Source organism: Eubacterium ventriosum (genome assembly GCF_025150745.1).
Lineage (GTDB): Bacteria > Bacillota > Clostridia > Lachnospirales > Lachnospiraceae > Eubacterium_G > Eubacterium_G ventriosum.
Window position 1 is genome coordinate 1,293,523 of the sequence record NZ_CP102282.1, and the last position, 17,913, is coordinate 1,311,435.

Consider the following 17,913-nt stretch of genomic DNA (forward strand, 5'->3'; position numbering starts at 1 on the left):
AGATAAATCGTAATTATATTCAAAAGGGAAGGGAGATAAGAAGAAATATGAAAAGAATGAAAAAAGTACTATCTATTGTATTATCGCTTGCAATGATTTTGACTTCAATTACTGTATACAATACGAAAACAGCAAAAGCGGATGATGCAGACTCAGCTACTCCAGTGGGAGTAGAGGTTACAGCTTCCGTAGTAAATAATATGATTAACGCAAGTTGGTCACAGCCTGACGTTGAATTTGCATCACTTGCATATTTTATTAATTATGCAGACGACAATATTAAGTTAGACAGTGCTAATTGGGCAAAAGCAGCAAATGGATGGTGCTGGACAGCGGTAAATCCAACAGAAAAAAGAACAGAGATATCATCTGTTACAAAATCGAATGATAATTCGATTAAAGTTTTAGAGGGTGGTACATTTGTTATTACAGTTCAGTATTTAGATGCTGAGGGAAATGTAGTAGCAACTGGTACTTCAAATGCCGTAACAACAGAGAAACTTACAAACACAGACTTAAACTTAAAAGTTGAGCGTTACGAAACGGGTAAGGCATATTTGGGTTGGTCTATCATTGGTGGAGCAGAAAAATATGAAGTATACAATGCAGACACAAATGAATTAATGAAGACCGCTAATAATGGCACAGACAAATGGACTGACGTTGCTATTAAACAGGGCGTTACATACAATCTCGTAGTAAAAGCTATTGATGAAAATGGCGAAGAGATCGCAATTACAAACAACACAACAACAGCATATCAGGCAAACACAAATATGAGTTTGGCAGTTTCATACAATGGTAATGTTGCAACACTTACATGGACAGAAATTACAAACGTTTCTAAATATAAAGTTTATGATGGCGATGATGAAATCGCTGAATTAGATGCAAATGTAAAAGAATATGTTATGAGTGATCTTGTTGAAAATGTTGAACATAACATTACTATAAAAGCATTTGATGAAGCTGGAAATGAAATTACAATTACTAACAATACAAAAACAGTTGTATATTCTACAACATCAAAAGCTCCTGCAGAACATACAAAAGCAGATTTTAGCAATTCTTTATGGACAACACTTTCAACAAAAGCAGGAACTGTTGACAATACATACTCAATCAATTCAGATAATACATTAAGCACAGGAGTATGGTATGGTATTTATGCACCACATAGTAAGGCAGCTTACCATGGAGAACGTACAGCTTGTATTCTTTAAGATGATGCAGCTTCATTTACATTCCAGCAGAGAAATGTAACAAGTGCATGGATTAATGGAAATGAATATGCAAATCCATCAAATGCACTTAACTGTCAGGGTGACTGTACTGAAATTTCAACAGAATATTTAAATGCAGGAATAAATGTTATTACTCTTGTTTTAAGCGATGGAACGTATATTACTTTTGGTATTAAAGTTGCTGAACCTTTAGGTGTAGATGCAACTGCTGAAGCAACACAGGATACAATCGATCCTTCAACAGTTACAGAATGGAAAAAGATGAATGGAACAACAGCAAATGGTTCTAAAGTATATAAAGATTCATCAGTAACAACATCTACAAATGGTAGTTTGGATGGATGCTATGAAGCTGGAAAGATGCCTAACTGGAATCTTACAGAAATTATAAAAGCAAAAGATGTATTTGGTGTAGTTCGCGGAGGCACAGATACCGTTATAATTGATGGTGTTGAATACATTAATGCAAAGGATGCTAGAAGCACAAAAGTATATATTGGTAAGGACTGTATTTATGTGGATTCAACATTATTAGATGCACCTGCCGGTGAAACACAGTATCATATGATTACACTTACAGGTGGTACAGCACTTACATTTATATTAAAAGTTGTTGGACCTGAAAAGAAAAATGAATATACAGTAACAGTTGATAATAAAGCAACAACAGTTGAAGAAGGTGAAAATAATTATACATTCGGTTCTGCTGAACATGGTTATTTTGACGTAAATAATAACGTTATCTATAAATCTGGAACAACTATAACAGTTACAGAAAATATGGAATTTACATCAATTAACACATTGTCAATCGAAGCTACAAAAGGTGTTGGTATTAGATTTGCAGATCCTAGTGGTTTAAGATTTAAAGCAACAATAACTACCGATAATAAAACTGCTCTTAATTCTGATGCTATCACAGAAGGATTCTTAATTACTACAAATGATATTTACACTGAAAATAGATTCAATGGCAAAGTTTTAAAAGTAGAGAATAAACCTGAAGATGGTAAAAAATGGTTTAACGATGAAGAAGGAACATATTGCGGTTCTGTTGTAAACATCGTTGATTATACAAGAAAATTCGTTGCTAAAGCTTATGTTACTATTAACTATGTAAATGCTGATGCTGAAACATTAGAATCTGATGTAGTTGGATACAAGTCAATATCAGGTGTAGCTAACTATATTATAGATAATGGTTTTATTGGTAACTATGATGAAAAGGCTCAGGCACTTATTAATAAGTTTGCAGGTAAATAAGGAGATAGATATGAAAAAGAATTATTTAAGTCCAGTAATAGACATAGTTGAAATTAACGCTGTTGATATAATAACAGCAAGTGGTACAGGTTTATCAGATAATAGTTTAGATCCTTCAGTATGGTCAGATTTTTATGATTTTGATGAACAATAATATTGTAAATACAAAAATCCCAGACGAAAATCGTCTGGGATTTTTTATATAAATTTCTAATTATTACTGATTTAATCCATTTAACATAATATCTTCTGACCAACCGTCATCGCCGAACACTGCCTGACCTGTGCTTGTTGTTATTATGTTATTAAAATTCCTTCCTTTATTGCGTTAGAATTAATAGCTTCATTGTTATCAAATACAATAGTAGATTTATATCTTAAACCTGTTTCAACAGTTACCAATCTAATAGATACGCCGTTTGTTATTTCTAAATCAAGTTTATTTACAGATGTAAATGCCATATTTCCTTCAAGTTTAACGGATGCTCCAGCTTTATACATTTTTCCTTCACAGTAGTAACCGTATGTTGCAGTTTTTGGAATTGGCAATGGTTTAAGTAATCTTAAATTGTGTTTTGTAATGTGTTCATTTGTATTCTCCTTTTTCTTTAAAATATAGATAAAATTGTAATACAAAGACGAAAAAAGTATTAATTTTGTGTAAAGTCTGATATAATGAAAACACCAAGATTGAGCGGAATTTAAACGGGAATTATGTTGAGGGAACGAGAGAAAATAGATATAAAAGCTTAATAGATTTACAGTTTTTAGAAGTTCATTTTGAGTACGAAACTGAAATGATTATGTAATTAAAACAGTGAAAAGTGTTTGCTATAATGAAAAAAATAGGGAATAGTTTGTTAATGAAAAAAGAAAGTCAAAAAATAAGAGGAAAGGAGAAAATGTAATAGAAGTATTCTTAAAAGTAGTGAAAGCAAATAGAAGTTTTAGATGGTACAGTAATGGAATTTTTATGCAAAATATTTTTGAATCAAATTATGAAAGAGTATGTAGCAAAGTGTTATAAAAATAAGTAAATTGGAGGAATGAAGGTGAAAAAAGCAAAAGTTAAATTTATTATTATGTTAACAATGATGATATTGAGCTCAGGTATAACTTTTAAGGTAATGGCATTGCAATCACCTAATTTAATGTTATCAGGAAGTGAGAATGTTATAACCGATAACAATGCAATTTTGCACGCAACTCTTTATAATGCACAGGCAGAGGAAATAAATGTTAAGGCATTTAAATGGACTATATATAAAGGTAAGATTAGTAACAATGTTGTAGTGAAAAGCATTGAAAAAGTTAATACAGCAGCTGGTAATAAGATTGAGATTGAATGCAATGTCAATAAGGATATGGGAATAAAGCTGGAGCCTAATACTGAATATTGGTACCAGATTGTTACAATAGCGGATAAGAATTTGAATATGCAATTGTTTAGCCAGTCACATTATTTTACAACTTTGGCAGAAGGTCAGGGACCTAAAGAAAGTACTAGCGTTGCAGAAACATCAACTGTTCAGATAACAACTCCTCAGGAAACTAGTACAACAAAAATCAAGGCAAGTAAGATTACTTCAGTTAAGGTTAAGAAAGCTAAGGGAACAAGTAAGAAGTCAGTATTAATTAAGTTTAAAAAAGTTAATGGAGCAAAGAAATACAAACTTCAATATGCTAATAATAAGAAGTTTAAAAAGGCTAAGACTAAGGTTGTTAAGAATAATACATACTTAATTAAAAAGCTTAAGTCAGGCAAGGCATACTATTTGAGAGTACGTGTTAATGGTGCGGATGACAATTGGAGTAAATGGTCTAATGTTAAACGTGTTTTCATAAAGAAGTAGTAAAAACCAAGGTTCACCATATACTATACCAACATATTGTGCAAGCGAGGCGATTTTATGAAGATTAAACAGGCGGCAAGTTATCAGGATCAGGTTAGAATTTTAAAATCTAAAGGGCTTATTATTGAAGATAAGAATGATTGTATGCAGTTTTTGAAGCATACTAATTATTATAGATTTTCTGCTTATTGTGAGTCTTTCAGATATGAGGGCAAGGGCAGGTTCATTGAGGGAACTACTTTTGACCAGATTAGAAATGTGTATATGTTTGACCAGAAGCTTAGAGCGTGGCTTTTTGAGGTGGTTGAGGAGATTGAGTTTGCTTTGCGTACACAGATTTCCTATCACCACGGTACTAAGTATGGTCCGGACGGATATCTTGATCCAAATAATTTCAGCAGGTATCACGATGGCAGAAATTTTCAACACCATCTTAGAACCATTTTGCGTGAGAATAAGGATTCACCTGTTGTAAAACATCATAATGATAAATACGATGGCAAGTATCCTTTGTGGGTTATTATTGAGTTTTTTTCTATGGGTATGCTTTCAAGGTTTTTTAAGGATATGTACAATGAGGATAAGAATATTATTGCTAATCTTTATTCTACTACGGGAGCCTGTCTGGAGAATTGGATTCAGTGTGTGACAACTATTAGAAACAGATGTGCCCATTATTCCAGGTTTTATGATTGGGAGTTTGCGGATTATCCGGTTTTTACCGAGAAGGCTTTGCCAAGGGAGAATACCAAGGTTTGGGGACATTTGCTTGTGCTGAGAAATATGTATCCTAATGAATATGAGTGGAATACTGAATTAGTTCCGCGATTAGAGGATATAATTAATAGATATAAGGACGATATTAAGTTTGAGCACCTAGGATTGCCACAAAATTGGAATGAATGGTTGATAAAATGATGTGACTAATTTGCAGTGGCAGTGTAAATTAGTTGCAAATTAAATAGGTGGTGTTATTTTGGATTTATTCGTGGTATAATCTGAAACGAATAGATATCATAAGGAGGTAGCATTATGGACGATAAGGAAAAGATGATAGATGATATTGTTGCCATGCTTGACAATAGTGTTAAGAAAGGCGACGGACATATTAACGTTGTTATAGATGAAAATCAGAAGGATTCAAAGGAAGTTACAAGAGGTTGTGCAGATTGTTCTGTTAACCCCATGGCCTGTAGTGTTCCAACTATAGAACTTCCGGGCGATGAAGATTTTGAAAGATAGAAGCCGAAAGAGGTTTTGTGATTGATCAGGTATTTATTTTTGCATTACTTGGTTAATTGAATAGTTGAGCACTACAATTAAGGAGCTGTCGCACTATGCTTATAGGGTGGCAGCCCTTGTTTTTCTGTGAAATTATTTTGAAAAAGATTATTTTTTGAAAATATTGTTTGTAAGTTACAGCTATTGTTACTAGAAAATGAATTTTCATAAAAATAGGAAATTTAGGAACTCTAATAATATGGAATTTTTGATTAGTATTTAGGTTGTTTTTTTACAACATAATTAAAAATATAATGATATTTAACGAAAGTTGAGGGAGATTAAGTGGATAAGAAGAGAACAGTTTTACAGTTTATTTTGCAATACATTGGGATTACCATTGCTTCAATTATGTATGCAATGGCGTTGGCATGGTTCCTTAATCCTAATCAGCTGGCACCGGGAGGCGTGTCAGGTATTGCCATTGTTTTGAAGGAGATTTTTCCATTTTTGCCGGGAATCGGTGCACTTATTTTGATTTTTAATATTCCAATTCTTCTTCTTGGAGTTTGGAAGTTTGGCGTGAAGTTTACTATTTCAACTATTTATACGGTTGTTTTTTCGTCTATTGTCATTGACCTGATTCCAAGTATTACAGGCATTAAGGCCATTACTATGGATCCTATGCTTGCAGCGGTTATCGGTGGTGCTTTGCATGGTATTGCCATTGGTATTTTGTTTAGACTTGAAACTACAACAGGCGGAACTGACGTTATTATTAAAATTATCAGACAGAAGAAACCTCATCTTAAAACAGGTCAGCTTTATATTATTTTGGACCTTGTAATTCTTGCAGCGTCTGCTGTGGCGTTTAGAAATATCGAGGTTGCTCTTTATGCGGGAATTACTATTTATATTACTTCAGCGGTTATGGATAAGGCGTTGTACAACGGCGACCAGCAGACTATGGTTTATATTGTAAGTGCTAAGCGTAAAATTATTGCAGACAGAATGCTTCAGGAACTTGATCTTGGGGTGACTATGCTTCAGGCAGTTGGTGCTTATAAGAATAACGAAACTGAGGTTATTATGTGCGTTATGAGAAAAGCAACTTTGGTTAAGGTTAGAAATCTGTTGAAGGAAGTTGATCCGGATGCATTTATGATTGTTAGCACAGCTAATGAAGTTTTCGGTGAAGGATTTAAGAACCAGTACGAAACTGAGATTTAAGTAAAGAATTTAGAAAAAATTATGAAATTGAAAAATTGGAATTAATATAAATTGAATTTGATTGAAATATAAATCAAGCGTTTTGAACATTTTTATACAAAATTAGCGCTGGTTTAGTTTACAAATGAATATACTTGTTTTAAAATAAAAATGTTTATGACGTAAAGTTATTAAGGTACCTAAATGGATTGAATAAAAGACGGGAGAAATTATGGCAACATTAAAAGACGTAAAGAGAATTGTAATTAAAGTAGGAACATCAACATTGACTCACCATACGGGAAAGAGCAATATCAGACAGATTAAGAAGCTGGTTGCAGTTATTTCAGATATTGTTAATTCAGGTGTTGAAGTGGCACTTGTTACTTCGGGTGCTATTGGAGTTGGTGTTGGTAAGTTGGGACTTCGCGATAGACCGACTAATACGGCAGGCAAGCAGGCAGCGGCAACTATCGGTCAGTGCGAGTTAATGTTTATGTATGACAAGATGTTTGCAGAATTTGGTCACACAGTTGGACAGTTTCTTATAACTAAGAGAGACGTTGATAATGACGAGTGCAGAGAGAATCTTATAAATGCGTTTGAGAAAACTTTTGAATACGGAGCAATTCCGATTATTAATGAAAATGATGCAGTGGCAGTTGAGGAAATTGTTTTTGGTGACAACGACAGTCTTTCAGCCATTGTTGCAAAATTAATTAAGGCTGATGCGTTGTTGATTCTTACAGATATTGACGGACTTTATGATAAGGATCCACATAAGGATGAAGATGCCAGAATTATTCCTGTTGTTGAAGAAATAACAGAGCATTTGTTTGAAATTGCAGGTGGTAAGGGCTCAAAATTCGGAACCGGTGGAATGATTACAAAGCTTCAGGCAGCACAGATTGCTACAGAAGTTGGAATTCCTACAATTGTTATGAATGGTGGAGATTCTGATAATATCTATAGAGTGTTGGAGGGACATCAGGTAGGAACATTTTTTACTGCAAAGTAGATAGAATATAATAGGTATTCATACAATGAAAAAATATAATAATGCATATATAATTACAAAGGACTGAAAAAGGAGGGCATATGTTAGAAAGATTAGGTATAAATGCCAAAGAAGCTGAAAAAACATTAATGGTTGCTTCAAGTGAAAAGAAGAATCAGGCTTTAAAGAAGATTGCAGAAGGTCTTATTGAAAATACAGATAAGATTATTGAAGCTAACAAGGTTGATTTGGAAAATGGTGAAAAAAACGGAATGGCAAAGTCCATGCTTGACCGTCTTAAATTAGATAAAGAAAGAATCGAAGGAATGGCTAAGGGAGTTCTTGATGTGGCAACTCTTCCTGAACCTGTAGGAAGAATTCTTTCAGCCACAGAAAGACCTAATGGTCTTAGAATAGAAAAAGTGTCTACTCCAATTGGAGTTATTGCAGTTATTTTTGAGGCAAGACCGAATGTTACTTCTGATGCAGCAGCCCTTTGTCTGAAATCAGGAAATACTGTTATTTTGAGAGGTGGCAAGGAAGCAATTAATTCTAACAAAACAATTGCCAAAGTAATGCGCCAGGCTGTGAAAGAAGCAGGAATGCCGGAAGATGTAATACAGTTAGTTGAAGATACATCAAGGGAAAGTGCTAACGAATTAATGAAGATGAATGAGTATGTTGATGTGCTTATTCCACGAGGCGGTGCCGGATTAATTCAGGCAGTTGTAAAGAATGCTACAGTTCCTGTTATTGAAACAGGTGTTGGTAATTGTCATATTTATATTGACAAGAATGCAGACCTTAAAAAAGCAGTTGATATTGTATTTAATGCAAAAACATCAAGACCTTCAGTATGCAATGCGGCTGAAAGTTTGTTAATACATAAAGATATTGCAAAAGAAGCCCTTGTTGCAATAAAAAACAAATTAGACGAAAAAGATGTAACTTTGGTAGGGGACAGTAAAGCAAGAGAGATAATTCCGGATATGGAAAAAGCAACAGACGCAGATTGGGCAACAGAATATCTTGATTATAAGATGTCTGTTAAGATTGTAGATTCAGTAGAAGAAGCAATAGACCATATTTATAAATATAGTACGGGGCACAGTGAATGTATTGTTACTGAAAATGCAGGAACTGCAGAAAAGTTTATGAATCAGGTTGATTCAGCAGCGGTTTATTTGAATGCAAGCACAAGATTTACAGATGGTGGAGAGTTTGGTTTCGGTGCAGAAATCGGAATTTCCACACAGAAACTTCATGCAAGAGGACCAATCGGTTTGCCTGAGTTGCAGTCATTTAAGTATAAGATATACGGTGATGGACAGATAAGATAGTAGTTTAGGTAATATAAAAATCGGAGGAGATATGTGGAAAATATAATCCTTCGATTTTTTTATTCTATAGAAAATTTCTCTGAAATTCCTATAGAATAAAATGCTTTGCAGGATTGCAGATTATTGTTAGTTCATAATTTTTTAATTTATAATTAATGGACTAAATGTGAAAAATTTGATATATTAATAGTTAAAATGAAAATAAAAATATTTAGATATGAAATATGAGGGAAAAGGGAAAATAAATACAAAGGAGTATAATAATAGTTATGAAAAAATTATTATTCATTATTAATCCTAAAGCGGGGGTAAAAAAGAACAAACATTTTGTAGATGATGCCCTTGAGATTTTTGAAAAAGCGGGATATAAGGTTGGAGTTAAGTATACAAAGAAGAGAGCAGATGGAACACGCATAGCAAGAGATTATGGCGCTAAGGCAGACTTGATTGTGTGTATGGGTGGAGACGGAACACTCAACGAGGTTATGCAGGGAATGCTGGAAGGTGAAATTTCAACACCTTTAGGATATATTCCGGCAGGCTCAACTAATGATTTCGCTAATAGTTTAGGATTAAGAACCAACCCTAAGGATCAGGCAGAGTTTATTATGGAAACAGAAGCAAAATCACTTGATCTGGGATGGTTTAATGGAAGATATTTCGTTTATACTGCATCTGCAGGTATTTTTACGGAAACATCTTACTCAACACCACAGGAATTAAAAAATAGATTAGGACATTTTGCTTATGTACTTCATGGAATTAGAGAAGTGTTCAAAATCAGAAGGTTAAAACTTAGAATTGAGACAGAAGATGAGGTGTATGAGAATAAATATATATTCGTAGCCATAAACAATGCAAAAAAAGTTGGCGGAATAATGAGATTGGACAAGGCTCATGTAGAGTTTAATGATGGCGAGTTTGAACTTATGCTTGTTGAATTTCCAAAGGATTTTATTCAGTTAATGAAGACTGTTGGAAAGATATTTATGCAGGATTTTTCAGGCAATATAACATTTAAACAGATTAAAAGTGCAAAGATTACAAACTGTTCAGATGTTAACTGGTCATTAGACGGTGAAAAAGAGAAAGCCCATGATTTTGTTGAATTTAAAGTTATTCACAATGCCATAAACTTTATATATTAAAAAATCAAATTGCAAAAGATAAATCTAATATACCTCAGTAGTATATTTGACAATAAAAACAAGACTGGATGTAAGAGAGGTTTATATGACTGTAACTAAGGAAAATATTAAGGACTTTACTGAAAAATATGCACAGATTTGTCGTAAAAATGACACAGTTGAGAAGGAACTTTTTACTGAGTATGGAGTAAAAAGAGGACTTAGAGATTTAAACGGAAAAGGTGTACTTACAGGTATAACTAACATTTCAAGAGTTGAATCTTCTAAGATAGTTGATGGAAAGAGTGTGCCTTGCGAAGGACGACTTTATTTCAGAGGTTATAAAATTCAGGATTTAGTTAACGGATTTATGTCCGAGAACAGATTTGGTTTTGAAGAAGTAGCATATTTATTGCTTTTTGGAGAATTACCAAGTGAAGATAATCTGACTGAATTTAAGAAAATGATGGCTGTATCAAGACGATTGCCAACTAACTTTGTGCGTGACGTAATTATGAAAGCGCCAAGTGAAGATATTATGAACACATTGTCTAAGTGTGTTTTGACTTTGGCATCATATGACAAGAATATGTCAGATACATCAGTGGAAAATGTTATTAGACAGAGCATTAATTTAATCAGTACATTCCCTATGATTTCTGTATATGGTTACCATGCATATAACCATTATAAGAGAAACAAAAGTTTATATATTCACAGACCTAAGCCGGAGCTTTCAACAAGTGAAAACATTCTTAGAATGTTAAGACCGGATAAGAAATACACAGAATTAGAAGCCAAGGTTTTAGACTTAGCATTGGTTCTTCATATGGAACATGGTGGTGGTAATAACTCTACTTTTACAACAAGAGTTGTAACTTCATCAGGTTCAGATACTTATGCTACAATTTCAGCAGCACTTTCTTCATTGAAAGGACCACGTCATGGTGGTGCGAATATTAAAGTTGTAGAAATGTTTAAGGACATTAAACATAATGTTCATGATATAACGGATAGGGATGAAGTTAAGGAGTATTTAAGAAAGATACTTAATAAAGAAGTTTTTAACAGACAGGGACTTATTTATGGTATGGGTCATGCAGTATATTCAATTTCTGACCCAAGAGCTGAGATTTTCAAAAGCTTCGTAGAGAAGTTAGCTACTGAAAAGGGCAGAACTAAAGATTTTAACTTGTATAGTATGATTGAAACTTTGGCTCCGCAGGTTATTGCAGAGGAAAGACAGATTTACAAGGGTGTTAGTGCCAACGTAGACTTTTACAGTGGTTTGGTTTATAGTATGCTTGATATTCCTGAAGAGCTATTTACACCTATGTTTGCAATAGCACGTATTGTAGGATGGAGTGCTCATCGTATCGAGGAAATCATTACAGCAGATAAGATTATGCGTCCGGCATATGTAAGCAACTGCGACTACTATGATTATACAAACATTGAAGAAAGATAAGAATTTTGGATAATAATCCATAGTAAAAAAATGCAATTTTGCAATATAAAAATGCATTGACGAATGTAATAAAAAACACATCAATAAATGTAATAAAAAAGTATAAAAAATCGGTTACAAAAAGATTAAGACATAAACACTAAACGAAAATATTAAAACGTAAATATTAAGGTGTAAACGCCAATATGTAGATATTAAAATATAAATGTTGAAGTGTAATGTTAAAGCTTGATAAAGTTGTAACCGATTTTTTTTAGTGTTATAATAAAATGATTAGAGAAAGTACAAGATTTTAATAAAAACAGGAGGCATTATGAAGCTTACACAGAGTGATGTTGAAAAAATAAAAGAAGAAATTGAACATAGAAAATTAGTCGTAAGGCCTGAGGCTATCGAAGCTGTAAAAGAGGCAAGAGCCCAGGGAGATTTAAGTGAAAATTTTGAATATTATGCAGCAAAGAAAGACAAGAACAAAAACGAGGGACGTATCAGATACCTTGAAAGAGTATTGAAGACAGCTACAATTATAAGTGACGAATCAGCAGATGATGAAGTGGGATTAAATAACACTGTTCAGGTTTATTTTGAAGACGATGACGAAACAGAAACTTTCAAGATTGTAAGTACAATGCGTGGAGATTCAATTAGTGGTAGAATAAGCGGCGACTCTCCTATGGGAGCAGCCCTTATGGGACACAAGGTTGGAGACAGAGTTGAAGTAAAGGTAAACGAAAAAGTAAGTTATTATGTTGTGATTAAATCTATTGAAAATACAGGTGAAGAGGAAACAGACACAATTAGGACTTTTTAATATGAAAAATAATATAAAAAAGGGCAGATTAACTATTTATACAAGTTATAGTCCCGGAGCTGGAAAGACCCATATAATGTTAAGGGATGCTTTACAAAATTATGGGGAGAAGGTTGTTATAGGCTTTTTAAATGGCAAGGAAAGAAAAATCAAAGGCTCTAAAATAAAACCGGTTCATCATTATTCATTAGAGAAAATAGTTTCAAAATACAATTTTGAGAATGTTGTGATTATGGACGAAATGGGAATGGGCGGAAAATGTGAGGATGATAAATCTTTTATTTATGAAGATATTGAAAAAATACTGAATGCAGGAATAAATGTATATACAAGTACTAATTTAAAGAGATTTCAGAATGTAAATAGCAGTTTTAAAGAAATATCAGGAATAGGTGTAAAGAAAACCATTCCGATAAGGTTTCTTGAAATGGCTGATAGAATTGTTTTTGTAGATAGAAAACCGGAGCTTTTGGAAAATGATTACAAAACCGGAGAACTTTTTTGTAATAAAAATCAAAATTCACGGATTATGCAGAAAAATTTTAACCCGGAAATTCTTAAAAAATATAGAGTTATAAGTTTGGAAATATTGAAGGAATATAGAAACAAAATTGAAATTATAGAAAATAATGATAAAAATATATAAAAACAGTGTTTTTTATAATTAGAAAGTATTTGTAAAAGTATAATCCCGTGATAAAATATAGTGTAAGAATATACGAAACGGGAATGAAAATAATTGAAAAATGGAGGAAGAAAGCATGAATATTATGCATGATATTTCACCGGAAAGAATTAGACCGGCTGATTTCATTGCGACAATCGAAATAACTAAAGGAAGCAAGAAGAAATATGAATTAGATAAAGAAACCGGATTATTGATTTTAGACAGAGTTTTGTATTCTTCAGTTCACTATCCGGCTAATTATGGATTTATTCCAAGAACTATTGATGAAGATGGAGATCCATTAGATGTTTTGGTTTTGTGTTCAGAACCTATAGAACCTATGTCTTTAGTAAGATGCTATCCTATAGGTGTTATGTATATGGTTGACAGTGGTGATAATGATGATAAGATTATTGCTATTCCATATGGAGATCCAACCTATAATTGCTACACAGATATTAATCAGTTACCATCACATATTTTTGAAGAAATAAAGAATTTCTTTAATATTTACAAGAATCTGGAAGGAAAACAGACTAAAGTTGACGAGTTTGGCGGACCTGTAGATGCGGCAAAGATTATATATAAGTGTATAGATATTTATAATAAAAAATACAATAATTCAACAGAAAAGTAATACATAATCTTAGAGGAGCAGGATGATGACAGTTAATGAAAAGATTAAGGCTCTAAGAGATAGAATGAGTAGGCACAATATAGATATTTATATTGTGCCTACTTGCGATTTTCACGGGTCGGAATATGTAGGGGATTATTTTAAAACAAGAGAATTTATTTCAGGATTTACAGGATCGGCAGGAACCGTTGTTGTTACTTTGAAAGAAGCAGCGCTGTGGACTGATGGAAGATATTTTCTTCAGGCAGAAAGCCAGCTTAAGAACACAGAGATTAAGCTTATGAAAAGTGGTCAGTGTAATGTTCCAACTATTAGGGAATATTTGCAAAAAAATGCAACAGAATCTTTGGTGGTAGGTTTTGATGGAAGAATGATGACAGCCACAATGGCAGAAGAAATAGAATCCATAAAAAATATATCAGTTATAAGTGATGTAGATCTTGTTGGAGAAATTTGGGAGAACAGACCTTTAATGTGCTGTAAGCCTGTATGGAATCTTTCGTTAGAATATTGCGGAAAAACAAGGGCTCATAAGCTTGGTGATATAAGGGAAGAAATGAAAAACAAAGAGGTGGATGTTTTAGTTTTGACTTCTTTAGAAGAAACAGCCTGGACGTTAAATCTTCGTGGTGATGATGTGGAATGTACACCTGTATTTCTCTCTTTTATGTTAATAACTTCTTTAGATGCCACATTATATGTTCAGAAAGCATCCATACAAGATGAGATAGTTAAAGAATTAGAGAATGACGGAATAGTAGTTGAAGATTATTTTAAAATATATGACGCATTAGAAAATACAAAAAACAAAAAAGTATGGATTGATAAGAATAGTGCTAATTATAATATTGTCAAAAAAATAAAGACCCATAATGAAGTTATAAACTGTTTTACACCTGCACTGAATCAGAAAGCTATTAAGAATCCAACGGAAATTTCCAATATGAAAAAAGCTCATTTGTTAGATGGTATTGCAATGACCAAATTTATTTATTGGCTTAAGACTAATGTTGGAAAAGAAAAAATTACGGAACTTTCTTTAGGAGAAAAATTAGAAGAATTTAGAACTGTGGCAAAAAGCTATATTGAGCCAAGCTTTACGCCTATAGTTGGCTATAATGATCATGGAGCCATTGTTCATTATAGTGCAAATAAAGAATCAGATTATGAAATTAAAGATGAAGGTATGGTATTAATAGATTCAGGGGGACATTACCTTGAAGGAACAACAGATATAACAAGAACAATAAGTCTCGGAAAAGTTACACCTAAAATGAAAAAGATGTATACGGCTGTACTTAAGGGCCATTTGAATTTGGCAGCGTCAGTATTTAAGGAAGGCTGTTCAGGAGTTGCCATAGACTATAATGCCAGACAACCATTATGGGACTTAGGACTTGATTACAATCATGGTACGGGACATGGAGTGGGCTATTTGCTTAGTGTTCATGAACCACCTAATGCCATAAGGTACAGAATTCTTCCGGATAATCAATTTAATCCAGTATTTAAAGAAGGAATGATAACTAGCAATGAACCGGGAGTTTATTTAGAGGGAGAGTTTGGAATAAGAATTGAAAACTTAGTTTTATGTGAGAAAAAAGAGCAGAACCAATGGGGAACATTTTTATGTTTTAAACCATTAACATTGGTTCCGTATGATAGGGAACTTATATCTTTTGAGGACATGGCAGATAAAGAAATTGAATTACTTGATAATTATCACAAAATGGTATATGAAATGATTTCTCCATATTTAACATTAGAAGAAAAAATATGGTTAAAAGATACTGTTAATTGAAGATTTGCTTGAAAAGAATCATAGAAATGGTATGGAAGAAATTTTAAATAATATGGATACTATGCAGAAGCTAATGTCATCAATAGCAGTAACATATGATACATCAGACGAATCTCCGGAAAGCCAATGGAGTAAACTGTATTTTGAAGATTTAGAGGATTTGGAAAATGTATCAGGTGTGAAATATTATTCTGTAGAGCAACTTCAGGATAAGAATGTAGTTGAACAGCAAATGCATTTAAGTGAGACTAAAATTAATGCGTTAATTAATTCGGGAGCTATGGCTATTTCTGATGTGTTTAATTCAGGAAAATATAATGGTATTAATACATTTTGTATGGCGATGCCTGTTAGACAGAAAGTTTATTCAATAAGGCTGACGAGGCTATGTATTATTCTAAAACGCATGGTAAAGGTCAGGCACATATATCATAAAAATAGAGAATATTAAAAAAGTCCTCTGCGTACATTATATAAAGAATGTATGCAGGGGATTTTTTTGAGAGAATATATTGAAGAAAGGGCAATGGAAAGTGCAAGATACATTGTAAAAAATAAGGCTACGGTAAGACAGGCCGCAAAGGTTTTTGGGATAAGTAAAAGTACAGTACATAAAGATGTAACGGAAAGGCTTGAAGTTATTAATCCGGGATTGGCAGGGGAAATAAGAAAAGTGCTAGATGTGAATAAAGCTGAACGGCATTTACGAGGTGGTATGGCGACAAGAGAGAAGTATAGTCATATGAGAAAATAAAAAAGACCTTAGCTTTTGCTAAGGTCATCATTTGCGGGGGACCTAGAGGGAATCTCACCCTCTAGGTTGAGTATGAAAAACTTAAAATACGCCATTATAGGGTATGACGTATACAAACTATGTGCACCACCTAATCGGTAGTACATTGACAATATAATAGGGAAATGTTACAAAAATATGAATAAAATGTAAAAAAGTAGAAAAATGTAATATTTTATACATAAAAGTTGTAATAATTGTAAAATAACAGAATGTTCAAAATTTGTAGCAAATATTTACTTTTATTTTCTTTTTAAATTGTATATAATGATTACAGTGTCAAGATTTGAAAGCCTTGATATCTAAATTAATATAACAAAAAATAGTTTAGGGAAAAGATTATTACATATACTATAATTACTGTTTGAAAACTTAAAGGAGTAACAAATGTTTAATACAGATATTGGAATAGATTTAGGAACGGCAAGTGTGCTTGTTTTTATAAAAGGAAAAGGTGTGGTTTTAAAGGAACCTTCAGTTGTTGCAGTTGATAGAGATACTGAAAAGATTAAGGCTGTAGGAGAAGAAGCGAGACTTATGATTGGAAGAACTCCTGAAAATATTGTGGCTGTAAGACCACTTAAACAGGGAGTTATTTCAGATTATTCAATTACCGAACAGATGATAAGATATTTTATACAGAAGGCAATCGGAAAGCGCTCATTTAAGAAACCACGTATTTGCGTATGTGTACCTAGTGGTGCAACAGAAGTTGAAATTAAGGCAGTTCAGGATGCAGCTTTTCAGGCTGGCGCAAGAGAGGTCTTTATTGTAGAAGAACCTGTTGCAGCAGCCATTGGTGCAGGAATTGACATAAGTAAGCCTTGTGGAAATATGATAGTTGACATTGGCGGAGGAACTACAGATGTGGCAGTTATTTCTCTTGGAGGAACAGTTGTAAGCACATCTATTAAGGTTGCCGGAGATGATTTTGATGATGCCATTGTAAGATATATGAGAAAGAAACATAATCTTCTTATAGGAGATAGAACTGCCGAGGAGATTAAGATTGGAATAGGAACATGTTTCAATAAATCTGATAATAAGAAGATGGAAGTACGTGGAAGAAATCTTGTAACAGGATTACCTAAAACTATTGAAATTACTTCAGAAGAGACTGAGGAAGCCCTTAAGGATGTTTCTGCAAGTATAGTTGAAGCAGTTCACAGAGTACTTGAACAGACACCACCGGAATTGGCAGCAGATATTGCAGTGCGTGGTATAGTGTTAACAGGTGGCGGATGTTTGCTTCATGGATTAGATCAGTTAATTGAATCTAAGACAGGTATTAATACTATGACAGCTGAAGATCCAATGACTGTTGTTGCCATTGGAACAGGTCAGTATTTGGATTATATTGATGAAGCGGCAAAAGAAAAGATTAATTAAAAACAACCAATAAATATTTATATAAAATGCTGTCCCAATGTGTATCTTTTAACTGTAGTTAAGAGATGCTTAAAAAGGATGGCATTTTTATTC

General features: G+C 33.2%; 19 protein-coding genes. 18 read left to right on the forward strand and 1 reads right to left on the reverse strand.

What is annotated here, in order from left to right; all coding sequences use genetic code 11:
• Positions 1-47 precede the first annotated feature (47 nt).
• The 3 genes from NQ558_RS05830 (at position 48) to NQ558_RS05840 (ending at position 2,661) form a co-directional block, all read left to right on the forward strand.
• Positions 48-1,223, forward strand: coding sequence for a hypothetical protein (locus NQ558_RS05830; RefSeq protein WP_040445825.1), 1,176 nt, complete (start codon positions 48-50; stop codon positions 1,221-1,223).
• A 282-nt stretch (positions 1,224-1,505) separates the two neighbouring features.
• On the forward strand, positions 1,506-2,507 hold the full coding sequence (locus tag NQ558_RS05835; protein WP_005358706.1) for a hypothetical protein: 1,002 nt from the start codon (positions 1,506-1,508) through the stop codon (positions 2,505-2,507).
• A 10-nt stretch (positions 2,508-2,517) separates the two neighbouring features.
• On the forward strand, positions 2,518-2,661 hold the full coding sequence (locus NQ558_RS05840; RefSeq protein ID WP_005358704.1) for a hypothetical protein: 144 nt from the start codon (positions 2,518-2,520) through the stop codon (positions 2,659-2,661).
• A gap of 143 nt (positions 2,662-2,804) precedes the next feature.
• Here NQ558_RS05840 and NQ558_RS05845 read toward each other — a convergent pair whose 3' ends face one another.
• Positions 2,805-3,143: a hypothetical protein gene (locus NQ558_RS05845; protein ID WP_040445823.1), complete on the reverse strand. Its 339-nt coding sequence runs from the start codon at positions 3,141-3,143 to the stop codon at positions 2,805-2,807.
• Between the two features lie 416 nt (positions 3,144-3,559).
• On the opposite strand from NQ558_RS05845, the gene NQ558_RS05850 reads away from it, so the two are divergent.
• The 15 genes from NQ558_RS05850 to mreB all read left to right on the forward strand — a co-directional run bounded on the left by NQ558_RS05850 (position 3,560) and on the right by mreB (position 17,820).
• A complete protein-coding gene (locus NQ558_RS05850) occupies positions 3,560-4,360 on the forward strand; it encodes a glycoside hydrolase family 78 protein (protein WP_040445821.1) in 801 nt (266 codons plus the stop codon).
• Positions 4,361-4,417: 57 nt separating this feature from the next.
• Positions 4,418-5,278, forward strand: a complete 861-nt coding sequence (locus NQ558_RS05855; protein ID WP_005358698.1) for an Abi family protein — start codon at positions 4,418-4,420, stop codon at positions 5,276-5,278.
• A gap of 114 nt (positions 5,279-5,392) precedes the next feature.
• Positions 5,393-5,602, forward strand: a complete 210-nt coding sequence (locus tag NQ558_RS05860) for a hypothetical protein (RefSeq protein ID WP_005358694.1) — start codon at positions 5,393-5,395, stop codon at positions 5,600-5,602.
• 324 nt (positions 5,603-5,926) lie between these two features.
• Complete coding sequence (locus NQ558_RS05865; RefSeq protein ID WP_040445817.1) at positions 5,927-6,811, forward strand: YitT family protein; 885 nt, start codon at positions 5,927-5,929, stop codon at positions 6,809-6,811.
• A gap of 211 nt (positions 6,812-7,022) precedes the next feature.
• Positions 7,023-7,808: a glutamate 5-kinase gene (gene proB / locus NQ558_RS05870; protein WP_005358690.1), complete on the forward strand. Its 786-nt coding sequence runs from the start codon at positions 7,023-7,025 to the stop codon at positions 7,806-7,808.
• Between the two features lie 80 nt (positions 7,809-7,888).
• Complete coding sequence (locus NQ558_RS05875; RefSeq protein ID WP_005358688.1) at positions 7,889-9,127, forward strand: glutamate-5-semialdehyde dehydrogenase; 1,239 nt, start codon at positions 7,889-7,891, stop codon at positions 9,125-9,127.
• A 269-nt stretch (positions 9,128-9,396) separates the two neighbouring features.
• Positions 9,397-10,275 carry a diacylglycerol/lipid kinase family protein gene (locus NQ558_RS05880; protein WP_005358686.1) on the forward strand — a complete coding sequence of 293 codons (879 nt, stop codon included), beginning with the start codon at positions 9,397-9,399 and terminating at the stop codon, positions 10,273-10,275.
• An 85-nt stretch (positions 10,276-10,360) separates the two neighbouring features.
• Positions 10,361-11,722 carry a citrate/2-methylcitrate synthase gene (locus tag NQ558_RS05885; protein WP_005358683.1) on the forward strand — a complete coding sequence of 454 codons (1,362 nt, stop codon included), beginning with the start codon at positions 10,361-10,363 and terminating at the stop codon, positions 11,720-11,722.
• 313 nt (positions 11,723-12,035) lie between these two features.
• On the forward strand, positions 12,036-12,533 hold the full coding sequence (gene greA / locus NQ558_RS05890) for a transcription elongation factor GreA (RefSeq protein ID WP_005358679.1): 498 nt from the start codon (positions 12,036-12,038) through the stop codon (positions 12,531-12,533).
• A 1-nt stretch (position 12,534) separates the two neighbouring features.
• Positions 12,535-13,179, forward strand: coding sequence for a hypothetical protein (locus NQ558_RS05895; protein ID WP_005358677.1), 645 nt, complete (start codon positions 12,535-12,537; stop codon positions 13,177-13,179).
• Between the two features lie 115 nt (positions 13,180-13,294).
• Entirely contained in the window at positions 13,295-13,837 is a 543-nt protein-coding gene (locus NQ558_RS05900) for an inorganic diphosphatase (protein ID WP_040445815.1), read from the forward strand.
• 22 nt (positions 13,838-13,859) lie between these two features.
• Positions 13,860-15,638: an aminopeptidase P family protein gene (locus NQ558_RS05905; RefSeq protein WP_005358672.1), complete on the forward strand. Its 1,779-nt coding sequence runs from the start codon at positions 13,860-13,862 to the stop codon at positions 15,636-15,638.
• 31 nt (positions 15,639-15,669) lie between these two features.
• Positions 15,670-16,089: a hypothetical protein gene (locus NQ558_RS05910; RefSeq protein ID WP_005358669.1), complete on the forward strand. Its 420-nt coding sequence runs from the start codon at positions 15,670-15,672 to the stop codon at positions 16,087-16,089.
• Between the two features lie 48 nt (positions 16,090-16,137).
• Positions 16,138-16,392: a sporulation transcriptional regulator SpoIIID gene (gene spoIIID / locus NQ558_RS05915; RefSeq protein ID WP_040445811.1), complete on the forward strand. Its 255-nt coding sequence runs from the start codon at positions 16,138-16,140 to the stop codon at positions 16,390-16,392.
• A gap of 426 nt (positions 16,393-16,818) precedes the next feature.
• Complete coding sequence (mreB, locus tag NQ558_RS05920; RefSeq protein ID WP_005358660.1) at positions 16,819-17,820, forward strand: rod shape-determining protein; 1,002 nt, start codon at positions 16,819-16,821, stop codon at positions 17,818-17,820.
• The last annotated feature ends 93 nt before the right edge of the window (positions 17,821-17,913 follow it).